Source organism: Shewanella sp. 10B, from assembly GCF_023475885.1.
GTDB lineage: Bacteria > Pseudomonadota > Gammaproteobacteria > Enterobacterales > Shewanellaceae > Shewanella > Shewanella mangrovisoli.
This window is the reverse complement of the sequence record NZ_JAMDJO010000001.1, coordinates 895,503-907,484: the sequence shown is the minus strand read 5'-3', so window position 1 is coordinate 907,484 and position 11,982 is coordinate 895,503. Positions and strand designations below refer to the sequence as shown.

The 11,982-nt window shown below is 47.9% G+C and carries 5 protein-coding genes; all 5 read right to left on the bottom strand.

Going from position 1 to position 11,982, the window contains the following annotated elements; all coding sequences use genetic code 11:
• Window positions 1-9: 9 nt before the first annotated feature.
• The 5 genes from M0415_RS03840 to M0415_RS03820 all read right to left on the bottom strand — a co-directional run bounded on the left by M0415_RS03840 (window position 10) and on the right by M0415_RS03820 (window position 11,952).
• Window positions 10-4,854 (bottom strand): NAD-glutamate dehydrogenase, encoded by a 4,845-nt coding sequence (locus M0415_RS03840; RefSeq protein WP_249555524.1) that lies wholly within the window; start codon window positions 4,852-4,854, stop codon window positions 10-12.
• Window positions 4,855-5,119: 265 nt separating this feature from the next.
• The gene (locus M0415_RS03835; protein WP_249555526.1) at window positions 5,120-7,435 is read right to left on the bottom strand and encodes an efflux RND transporter permease subunit; all 2,316 of its coding nucleotides are present in this window, start codon (window positions 7,433-7,435) and stop codon (window positions 5,120-5,122) included.
• Between the two features lie 31 nt (window positions 7,436-7,466).
• A complete protein-coding gene (locus M0415_RS03830; protein WP_220053270.1) occupies window positions 7,467-8,477 on the bottom strand; it encodes a YCF48-related protein in 1,011 nt (336 codons plus the stop codon).
• 55 nt (window positions 8,478-8,532) lie between these two features.
• A complete protein-coding gene (locus M0415_RS03825) occupies window positions 8,533-9,897 on the bottom strand; it encodes a DUF1329 domain-containing protein (RefSeq protein ID WP_011622453.1) in 1,365 nt (454 codons plus the stop codon).
• A 12-nt stretch (window positions 9,898-9,909) separates the two neighbouring features.
• A complete protein-coding gene (locus tag M0415_RS03820) occupies window positions 9,910-11,952 on the bottom strand; it encodes a DUF1302 domain-containing protein (protein ID WP_249555529.1) in 2,043 nt (680 codons plus the stop codon).
• Window positions 11,953-11,982 lie beyond the last annotated feature (30 nt).

Here is an 11,982-nt window from a genome sequence, read left to right as displayed (position 1 = left end):
TATAAAAGTTTACTTATGGCCTTCGCAATGAAGGATCAGAAGGTTCAGTTCACGCAGGGCGACAGAGAACTTAGCAAACTCATGGCTTTGCGACGTTTTGAAGTCAGCGAGCATATGGAACCATCTTTCCAGTAGGGCTTGATTGGTATCAATCCACTGAGAAATAACGCTTTGAGCGTCACAGGTTGCACTGCATGTTCTTAAGACCACTGACGTCAACGCACGTTGTTGCCAATCCAACTCTTCCCTAAAGGCTGCACGAGCCAGTGCTTGCCAATGGTTTGCCACAGGCTGTGCACTGATCTGCTCTAGGAACCAATGCAGCTCAACGCGGGCACCGAGTTTGAAATATGTCTCGGCAACGAGCTCAACTGTTTTCTCTTCGGCTTGGGCAATTTGCGCAATATCCAGAGCCGAGAACAGTGTGCTCATGTTAGCCACGACGGTCGCCACATTCTGAGGCACATTCTCTTTGATAAGAGCGTTGATCTCAGCTTGGATACCCGCCGCTTCTTCTTCTACCAAGTAGGAATGAACATTTGCTTTGATTTGTTCAAATACGGGTTTGAAGAAGGCTACAGTTTGCTCGATGCTCCAAGTACGGTTGCGGTGACGCAGGAACCAGCGGCATGCACGGCGCATGTTGCGACGTAATTGATGCAGCATTTCGCCCTGAACCACAGCAGGAACAATACCGTTTAAGTCAGTGATCGCTTTAGTTAATTCAGCTAAACCAAACACTTCGCGAGCCATAGTGTAACAAATTGCCGCGTCGGCAACTGAGGCACCAGTCTCATCTTGCATACGTTGAACAAAGTTCAGACCCATGTCGTTGACCAATTCGTTGGCCAGTGACGTGGCAATGATTTCACCGCGCAGTGGGTGCGTCACCATTCTGTGGCTGTACAGTTCCTGAAGTTGTTTCGGGAAGTAAGCAATCAACAGTTGGCTCAGCAGCGTGTCTTCGGTGATTTCTTGAGTCAGTAACTGCTCTTTCAGTACCATCTTAGCGTACGCCACCAGTACCGACAGCTCAGGACGCGTTAAGGCGCGACCATTGGCTAAACGTTCTGCCAGCTCTTCTTCCGACGGTAAGAATTCTAAGGCGCGGTCTAACTTGCCTTCTTTTTCCAGATACTGGATAAAGCGAATTTGCTCTTTTAACTGCTCAGCACCGCGGACTTGGGTGACCGAAATCGTACGGGTTTGATCTTTACAATCCTGCAGTACGATTTGGCCGACTTCTTCAGTCATCTCTTCCAGTAAACGGTTACGTTGCTTGAGTGTCAGTTCACCCTCAGCCACTAACGCGTTTAATAGAATTTTGATGTTAACTTCGTTGTCAGAGCAGTCCACACCACCTACGTTATCCACGAAGTCAGTGTTGATACGACCGCCGTTTGCCGCGTATTCGATACGACCTAACTGAGTACAACCTAAGTTACCACCCTCGCCCACGATCTTGGCGCGCAGTTCGCGACCATTGACACGCAGTGCATCGTTAGCGCGGTCGCCCACTTCTGCATGGGTTTCGCGTGATGACTTAACATAAGTACCGATACCACCGTTCCAAATCAGATCCACTGGCATTTTCAACAGTTCTTTCATCAGCTCAGTCGGAGTCATCGACGTCTTTTCCGTTTCCAGCATTTGCTTCATTTCAGCAGACAATGGAATGGACTTAGATGAACGCAGGAAGATACCGCCGCCCTTAGAAATCAGCTTGCTGTTGTAGTCTTCCCAAGTTGAACGTGGCAGCGCGAATAAACGGGCACGTTCTTCATAGCTGACAGCTGTATCTGGATTCGGGTCGATAAAGATATGCATGTGGTTGAATGCAGCCACAAGTTTTGTGTGCTTAGACAACAACATACCGTTACCGAATACGTCACCCGCCATGTCACCAATACCTAAACAGGTAAAGTCTGTGGTTTGACAATCGATACCCACTTCGCGGAAGTGACGTTTAACCGATTCCCAACCACCTCTGGCCGTGATACCCATTTTCTTATGGTCGTAACCGTTACTACCACCCGATGCGAACGCATCGCCTAACCAGAAGTTATATTCTTGAGAAATGGCGTTAGCGATGTCAGAGAAGGTGGCAGTCCCTTTATCTGCCGCGACCACTAAATATGGATCATCTTCATCGTGACGGACTACATCTACCGGGTGAACGATTTCACCGTTAACGATGTTATCTGTGATATCGAGCAGTGCACGGATAAAGATGCGGTAACATTCTTGACCTTCGGTGAAGAAGGCTTCGCGGCCACCTTCGGTAGGTAGTTGTTTACAAACGAAACCACCTTTCGCGCCCACAGGTACGATTACGGTGTTCTTCACTTGTTGTGCTTTTACTAAGCCAAGCACTTCGGTACGGAAGTCTTCACGACGGTCTGACCAACGCAGACCACCACGAGCCACTTTACCGTAGCGTAAATGCACACCTTCAACCCGTGGCGAATAAACGAAAATTTCGAATTTCGGCAGCGGGCGCGGCATTTCTGGAATTAACGAAGGCATGAATTTAAACGAGATATAACTCTTAGATTCGCCTTTGGCATCCAGTTGGTAGAAGTTGGTACGCAGCGTTGCATTAATCAGATCGAGGTAACGACGGATAATACGGTCATCATCTAGGCTCGATACTTCGTCTAAACGTAGGTTGATCTGCTCCATAAACTTGCCCAGAGTACGGGTCTTCAGTTTTGGATTGAACTTACGGATAAACATTTTCACCAACAAATCAGCGATTTGTGGGTAACGGCCGAAGGTTTCTTCGATGTAAGCTTGGCTGAATGTCGCATCGATTTGACGCATGTACTTAGCGTAAGCACGCAGTACTGACACTTCACGGCCAGTTAAACCTGACGCTAGAATGATGCGGTTAAAACCGTCATCTTCTAATTTCTTTTGCCACACTTGAGAGAGTGCAGTTTGGAATCTGTCTTGGCTGTCGGCGATATTGTCGGTATTAGTGACTTTAACCGTCATTAAGAAGTCTAAGATCCAGAAGGTAGAACCGTCTGAGGTCGTCACTTCGTATGGGCGCTCGTTAATGACGCGCAGACCAAAGTTCTCCAACATCGGCAGTACGTCAGAAAGATGGATTGGCTCATCTTTATGGAACAGTTTTAAACGCACTTTATTGTCGTTCAACGCCGCTTCCTGCGGTTGATAGAACAACATGCCTAACTTGTGTTCGTCATCCAGCGCTTCAAGCTGTTGCATATCCACAACGGCTGAGCTTGGTAATACGTCTTCTTTATAGCTTTGTTCGAAGGCGTTAGCGTAACGCTTCATCAGATGAGTACCGGCTTCTTCACCTAAGGCAGTGTTTAGCGCGGTGTTTAACTTATCTTCCCACGAGCGTGCCGCTTCAATTAAATTGTTTTCAATGGCAGCCACATCTACATCCATATTATTGTTATCAACTTTGACTATGTAGTGAGTACGGGCCAGGGTTGACTCGGAGAAATACGTCGTAAACTCTACATCTTCTTTGCTGTTGAAATGCTGAGCCAGAATACGCTGGGTATCTTGGCGAAGTTTAGTGTTGTAACGATCTTTTGAAACGTACACTAAACAGGATAAGAAACGACCGAAACCATCTTTGCGAACAAAGAGTTTCAGTTTGTCCCTGTCTTGCATCTCGAGCACACCGTGCGCCGTATGTGCTAAATCATCCACATTGGCTTGGATTAGCTCATCGCGCGGCAGGTTTTCGAGAATGTTCAGCAGGGCTTTATAGTCGTGAGAACGTGGCGTTAAACCTGAACGGTCTAATACGCGCTGGACTTTTTCGTTCAGCAGTGGGATCTCACGTGGGCTGCGGTTATACACATTTGAGGCGTACAAACCGATGAATCTGTCTTCACCGACCACATTGCCTTTCTTGTCGAAGCGTTTGATACCGATATAGTCCACATAGGCAGGACGGTGAACACGGCTCTTGGCGCTGCTCTTGGTCAGGATCAGTAAACTGTGGTCTAAGGCTTCTTTACGGGCGCTGTCAGAGAAGCTTGATAATAACAAACCTTGCTCTGGCTGAGTCTTATGGTGCTTATTCATTAAGCCTAAGCTAGAGGCCATATTTGGCACTAACTCGACGTCGCCTTCAACGCGTTTTAAATCGTATTGACGGTAACCCAGTAAGGTAAAGTGATGATTATTAAGATAAGTTAAGAAGTTAATTGCTTCTTCTAACTCTTGCTTCTCACCGGGGAATGGACGCTTAGGTAACTCTTTAATGGTCTCACTCAGCTTAGCTGACATCGCGCTCCAGTCGTTGACTGATGCAGCCACATCACCCAGCACAGATTGGATTTCGCGCTCAAGGGCTTTGATATCCACACTGCTGCTTTGACGGTCGATTTCAATCAGGAAAACGGCAACGTGTTCAGTGCTGTCAGGGCTTTGATTCAGGTAAGTGACTTTAGTTACATCCTGGGCTGAACGCTCAATCGCCAGCGGAGTGTGTAACATCATATGAGCCGTAATACCCATACGATTCAATGCCATACCAACTGAATCTACCAGGAATGGCATGTCAGGTTGGATAACTTCAATGATCGAATGAGTTGATTGCCAGCCGTGCTTTGACTGACTTGGATTGAATACTCTGAGGTGAGTCTCCCCTTTCGGGGTTTTGTTTAGTGCATTCCATAAACTGAGAACCGCACCATACAGGTCGCTGTCGTTACGCGCATTGAGGTCGTCTTTCGACATGTGGGCATAAAGGCAGGTCGCGAACTGTTCAACTTGCTTGGCTTGTGAATTAGGGACTTTAGCGTGAATTAAACTGACTACATTTTCAAGTAGTACTGAAGGCATTGCATCTTTCAAGGCCATGTTGCTGTTTCCTTAAGCGTCTATGGCAGCGCTTTTTTTCATTATTTGGATGCTTCGGCTTAACGATCTCAGAAAATTAGTGTGATCCAGATCGTCGCGCGAAGTTTATTACTAAATCCTCTGTATTTCGAGGAAAATTTTAGTGGTACATCCTCTGTAATTCCAGCCAGAGCGTAAAGATGTGATAACAGGTGAGCAAAAAATCAAAAAAACAGCGTTTATATTCAAAGACAATGGGGAGTCAAAAACTCCCCATTGTTTGTATCTACTTAGCCTGCCGCCAGAATACCGCTGCCAGTGCTGGCAGGATAATTATGGCGCCCAACATATTTACCACAAACATGAAGGTGAGCAGGATCCCCATGTCCATTTGGAACTTAAGCGCCGAGAAAAACCAAGTACTCACCCCAATCGCTAATGTCAGGCCAGTGAAGATCACCGCACTGCCCCGCTCGACTAACGCTTCATAGTAGGCTTGCTGTACTGGCATCCCATTCGACAACTTAGATGACATGGTCGACAGGATATAAATACCGTAGTCAACACCGATACCCACACCCAGCGCAATTACGGGTAAGGTACTGACTGCTAAGCCAATATTGAGCTGAGTCATCAGCGCTTGAGCTAGGGTAGAAACCACATAGAGTGGAATAATCACCGCAACAGTCGCTTTTAATGACTTAAAGCTGATAAGACAAAGTACAAATACCGCGCCATACACATAAATCATCATAGGTAATTGGGCTTCCGCCACCGCTTCGTTGGTCGCCGCCATTACCCCGACAGGGCCAGACGCCAGCTTAAATTGCAGCTTGTCATTGTCCATTTTGGCCGCGACCGCTTTCACCTTAGCGACAACCGTTTCAATGGTTTCCGCCTTGTGATCCTGCATAAATAGATAGACTGGCATCACAGAGCAATCACCATTTAACAAGCCCGATGTCGTTGGGATTTGGCCAATCGCCTGCACTAAACTCGCGGTAGTGCGCGGTAAGACTTCCCATCTTGGGTTGCCTTCGTTAAAGCCCGCATTCACTTTTTTCGCCACCGAAGCCAAGCTCACTGTCGATTCAACACCCGGGGTATTACGCACTAACCATTCAAACTCATCAATTTGCGTCAGCATATCATGGTAAGTACAGGCCTCAGGGCTCGCTTCTACAATCACAGTCATCACATCTGTGGTGATAGAAAAGTGATCAGTAATAAAGAAAGTGTCCAAGTTGTAGCGTGAATCTTGGTGTAAAGCTGGCGCCCCGCCCTGCAAATCGCCAATTTTCATCTGATTAGCCTGTTGCAAACCCGTAAAATACAAGGCAATGGTTGCCACAATTACCACTACCGCGTATTTCGGCGTGGCAAATTTGGCAAGGTAGCGCCAAATCGCCTCGGCTCGCACTTCATCCGAAGTCGGCGTGCCCTGTGGTGCAACCTTGAGTTCAGTGAAAGAGATCACTAAAGGCAGAAGGATAAGGTTAGTGAAAATAATCACACCCACACCGAGTGAGGCCGAAATGGCCAGCTCACGGATAATACCGATATCAATGGATAACAGTGTGATAAAACCGACCGTATCAGAGAGCAGCGCCACCCCACCCGGCACCAATAAGCTGCGAAACGCAGAAGCCGAAGCCGCCTTAGTGGTTTGTCCGTCCATCACCCGGCGTCTGACCGCGTTGATCATCTGCACCCCGTGACTCACCCCAATAGCAAAGACGAGGAATGGCACCAAAATTGACATGGGATCTAAGCCAAAACCGATGACCGTCAGTAAACCCAGCTGCCAGATCACCGCCGTTAAGCTACAAACTAATGGCAATAGGGTCAGGATAAGTGACTTTGAAAACAGATAAACCATTACCGCCGTGATCAAAATGGCAATCACGAAGAACAGCAATACGCCTTTGGCGCCATCGGCCACATCACCCGCCATCTTAGCAAAACCGATAATGTGGATTTTCACCTTATCGGTTTCATACTTGCCGCGAAGTTCCTTTTCCAGCTGAGCGGCAAAAGCGATGGTATCTAAGGGCTTACCCGTTTGCGGATCAAAGTCCATCAACTGAGCCGACACCATGGCGGCACTATAGTCGTTGGCGATCAACCGCCCCACAATGCCTGCTTTTTCAATGTTATCGCGCACCGTATTCAAACCCGCTTCGGTGGTTGTAAAATCGGCGGGGATCACAGGGCCACCCGCGAAACCATCTTCCACGACTTCGGTAAAACGGGTCGAAGGTGAAAATAAGGATTTCACCTGCGAGCGGTCAACACCGGGAATAAAAAACAGCTGATCGTGAACGTTTTTAAGGGTGTCGAAAAAGTTAGGGTTAAAAATATTGCCGCTGGTGTCTTCCACCGCCACCATAATGCTATTCGCGCCCCCAAAATCTTTTTGGTGTTTGAGGTAGGTTTGCATATAGCTATGATTAAGCGGAATATTTTTAATGAATGCCGCATCCATTTTTAATTGGCTAGCTTGGTATCCCAAAAAAACCGTCAGCAAAATAAAAATGCTCACCACCCAAGCACGGTTGCGGAATAAAAATGACTCAAATCCGTTGACCAGTTTTTCTAACATCTTATCGGCCCTGTTATTGTTGTTTTATCATTTATGGCTTTAGAGTGAGTAGCCCTTGGCTACCCGATAACCACACATTCCCTTGGTTATCTTTGGCAATCGAAACTAAGTTTTCCCCCTGGCGGCGCGTGACAATACTCGCACTATCATCCTGATTTAGCTGAATAACAACGCCAGCATTCCCCACTAGGTACAGGCTAGTGTCTGAGCTCACCAAAGCGCCATTAATGGATGACTGCACGGGCATTTCAATCTCATCCCATTGGCCAAGGCTCAAATCCGCCTTAAATACGTGTCCCCTCAGTCCCATCACATAGACCGCATCCTGCAATTGAATGGCATTGAACATAGAGCCGTCGTAATCAAACCCAGTACGGGTAAAGGTTTGGCCCTTATCGGCCGATACCGCCACAAGCCCAAGCTCTCCGACCAGTAACAAACGACCATCATTAAGCATTATCATCCGGTTAAAATGCGGCAGTAACGAGGCGCGCTCGGTCAGATAAGCGGCTTGGTCGCTATTCTTTAACTCAGCCAAATAGGACACGTCTTCTTCGGCCAGCAACTCTTCGTGGAATTCTTCTGCCCATGTCTTGCCGCCATCATGGGTTCGATAAAACAGTCCGTACGCCCCTATCGCCATGCCGTCCTGCTCATTGAGAAACAGCACATCGAGGAAAGGCTTTTCAATTTCGCTCGACTGCATTTGTAACGACCATGTCTGGCCGCCATCTTGGGTGTGTAAAATAGTGGCATCGTGCCCGACTGCCCAACCGAGTTTTTCATTTAAAAAGAACACTTTTGTCAGCTGCGCCGAGGTCGGTGTCGGCACCTGTTGCCAAGTATCATTGAGCACGAGCACATGGCCACGCTCACCAACGGCGACTAAACGCTGTCCCGCATGGGCAATATCTAACACTAAAGAAGATGCCGCTAAGGGCTGAATTTGCGGGAAAGTCTCAGACACCGCAGAAAATGAAGGGGAAGAAAATAAACAACCAACACTGATTGCAGCGGCGCATTGAAGGATGCGAAACGACATACAAACTTCCTTAAACTAATGAGGGGCGCTTAGCGCCCCTTTATACCGTGGCTGATTAACGGATACCTTCGCGACGCAGCGCGTCTGGGGTGAAGTTTGCTTCACTCAACTTGGCATCGAAGTTATACATCCCACTCTGGTTGTCTAAGCCCATGGCCAAATAACGACGGGACTGTAGGTCGTGGAACACTTCTAAGGTATCCCACTGGGTTGGGACTTCGTAGTAGTTCAAGCCGTGGGCAACCGCCACACGGTAGAGTTCATCACGGTTGTCATACAGATCGGCAATCGAGACTTGCCATGAGTCTTCGTCAAGATACATCACACGGGTTTTGTAGATGTGGCGCATACCGTCTTTTAAGGTCGCCTTCACTTCCCATACGCGGTGTTTTTCCCAACGAACAAACTCAGGATTGATATGACCGGGTTTTAAAATCTGGTCATATTTCAGCTTGTCTGAGTGCAATTTGTAGTCGTTGTAAGGAATATAGATTTCCTTCTTGCCCACAAGCTCCCAGTTATAGCGCACGGGTGAGCCGTTAAACATGTCGAAATCGTCTGTGGTGCGCAGACCATCGGATACGGTACCCGGTGTATCGAAGGCAACGTTGGGTGCTTTACGAACGCGGCGCTGACCTGTGTTATAGGTCCATGCTTGGCGCGGCAGCGCCTCTTGGTCCATGGTTTCTTTCACTAACAGTGCCGTACCTGCTAAGCGAGCTGGCTGAGTCACCACTTGTTTAAAGTAGAACAGCGTGTTGCTGGCCTTTAACTGATCAAGGGTGATTTCAGGGCGAGAATATTCAAAACGAATTTCTTCAGCGGTTTCCACTAAGGTGTAACTACCATCGGCCGTCGGTGCCGCTTGGCTACGTGAAGTTTCCACATCCACACCACGGAAGCGCAGAATATGGTTCCAAATCGCTTCTAAGCCATTGGCAGGGATAGGGAATGGAATACCAATCGATGCACCCGCAATACCATTACCCTGTGCAACCAGTTCTGCGCGAGTGGCGTTGGCTTTGGTCGCATCATAGACAAATTGTGGCACTGACGCGCTGCGGCGCGTTTTGTACACATTCATCTTGTAAGTATCTGGGTAAAGCTCAAACAGTTTCATTTGACCCGGGGTCAAAAAATCCTTGTATTGGGCTTTGTTGGCATTGGTAATAGTGAATTCAATTTTATCCTCAGGGAAAGGATCGGGGTGATGCATACCCTTAGTGTATCCAGCAACTGGCTTAGTAATACCGCCATCCCAAGCGGGAATAGAGCCATCGGCATTGCCGGCTTTTTCTGCGCCTAATGGCGTTAATTCGTTACCCAATTTAGCGGCGTCGGCTTCAGAAACCTTTGCCATCGCTACAGGTGCTACAAGGGCCATCATCACGGCGCTTGCCAATATCGACAGTTTCTTCATTGTTATAGTCCTTTAGATCGAATACTTGATATTGAAAGAAATATAATCACGATCTGACATCGCGTTGGTTGTTCCTACACCGCCAAAGAAGTTGTTGTAGGATAAGTCTGCCCCCCAACGGTTTTGGTATTCAAAATTAACACCTAAGGCCACTGACTTACGTCCTTCGGTAAAGAGGAACATAGGATCAGGCGTAATACCGTCGACATCGTGTGAGAAAATCAACCGAGGAGACATGTTCACGCCCGCAAACAAGTTGTTAAAGTCCGCTTTAGCCACCAGACGGTATCCCCACGCGAAATCCGTTGGGAATGGGTTGGTTTCAGGACCATTGTGCAACGCTTGAATGATGCCAGGCATATCTGGGTTGCCGCCAGAACGTGCGGTACCTGGGCCATTGAGGCGCAATTCATCAAAACCTGGCATGTCATGGATCCATACCCCACCGACTTCCGCCAACATCGTCAGGTTATCCAATCCCAAGGTAGGACCGAACAAGTGAGTAAAGGTAACTTGCGCTTGAGTGGTATCTAGGCGGATAAAACCGTCAACGGTTTCACCAGGCTGTACGCCATCAATCTGTGAAATGCCGTCAAAATCGGGGCGAATACCCGCGTTGGCTAACTGTTGTGGCATACCCGCGAACAGTAGTTCTACGTCATCGATTTGCAGCGGTTCGTCTTGACGGTGAGCGATTTCAGCGCCGACAGAGGTATCACCCAGTGAGGTGTTAAAGCTGAAGCCATAGAGTTTAATGTCTTCAGGATAAACAATTTGCGCCTTAGAGAAGCTCTTTAAGCTGAGCAGCAATTCGCGGTTAATATCACCCGCGTTTTGACCCAGTACAGCAAGATCTGACAACAGTGCGCCAGTGCTAAAGTCGGCGGCGGTACCGCTGATCAGCGGACGACGGCTGTGGTAGTTCATAAAGTAGAAACCAAACTCGGTATCGCCTAACTCAGGGGCGTAATAACCCAACTTGATACCATATTGGCCACCGTTGCTTGGGGCTTGCTCATCTTGCACTAACGTCACTTTAGTGGGATAAGCCAGTGCCATTGCCACCAATTGCTGTGTAGGAATCGTTTGACCACTGGCGATCATCCCAGCGAGTTTCTGATATTCCTGCGTCAAGAAGTCTAAATTGATGTCTGGGTTAGCGTTAAAGCCTAATTGCGCGTTCTGGTTATAACCACCGTAACCGGCGAAATCGTTGGTCGCAAAAATCGAACCTGGGGTTGGGATCCAAACGGGTTCCCAATCATATTGATAGAAACCTTCTACCGATAAGTTTTCGGTGATCCCCAATGAGGCCCACACCATACCCTGAGGACGGAAAGCTTCTTTAAGTTCCGCGCCAGGCGCGTTCAGGATGTTCAAATCGACGGGGTTGATTTCACCAATACCGTGGGCGATCAGCGTACTTTCACCCCAAGAAACCACTTGGTTACCTACGCGGATAGAAAGCGGGTTGGCACCATCGTTTAAATCAAAATTCGCGTATACGAAGGCATCCAGCAGACGGATGTCCTTACATTGCACTTCAGAAGCTTTGCTATCGCGGCAAGGATCGTATTCTTTCCCGGTTAACGGGTCATTGAAGTCGTAATTACCATCGTTTAGCTTACGATCGTAGAAATACATACCACGAACGAACAGACCATAGTTCTCGTACTTAAGGGATAACTCGTGCAATCCTTTAACGATTTCGGATGTAGTATCACCTTGAGAATAAAGTAAATTACTCAAATCGTTGTTGCTAGAGTAAGAACCTGGCTGTGCCCAAATCTCAGCAGAAGTGTACTTGGTATTGCCAAATGCGGAGTAATTTGACCAATCAAACTGCGGCTGGTTTACCTTACCAATTTGTCCGTCCCAATCGCGCTCCCCAACACGCCAACTGGCACCCGCAGTCCAAGTCGAGTCAAAAGTCCCTTGTATCTCCCCCCAATCGAACGCAACCGCATTAACATTCGACACCATCAATAAACTCAATGCCGACGCCACCCCCAAAGCAAGCGCCGACTTGTTAAAACTTTTTTTAACAATTTTCATTTTAGCTCTCCGTACCCTGCTGGATTCTTT

Excerpts from the sequence above, each read along its gene's own strand:
- M0415_RS03840 (WP_249555524.1), bottom strand. The coding sequence starts at position 4,854 with ATGGCCTTGAAAGATGCAATGCCTTCAGTACTACTTGAAAATGTAGTC.
- M0415_RS03835 (WP_249555526.1), bottom strand. The coding sequence starts at position 7,435 with ATGTTAGAAAAACTGGTCAACGGATTTGAGTCATTTTTATTCCGCAAC.
- M0415_RS03830 (WP_220053270.1), bottom strand. The coding sequence starts at position 8,477 with ATGTCGTTTCGCATCCTTCAATGCGCCGCTGCAATCAGTGTTGGTTGT.
- M0415_RS03825 (WP_011622453.1), bottom strand. The coding sequence starts at position 9,897 with ATGAAGAAACTGTCGATATTGGCAAGCGCCGTGATGATGGCCCTTGTA.
- M0415_RS03820 (WP_249555529.1), bottom strand. The coding sequence starts at position 11,952 with ATGAAAATTGTTAAAAAAAGTTTTAACAAGTCGGCGCTTGCTTTGGGG.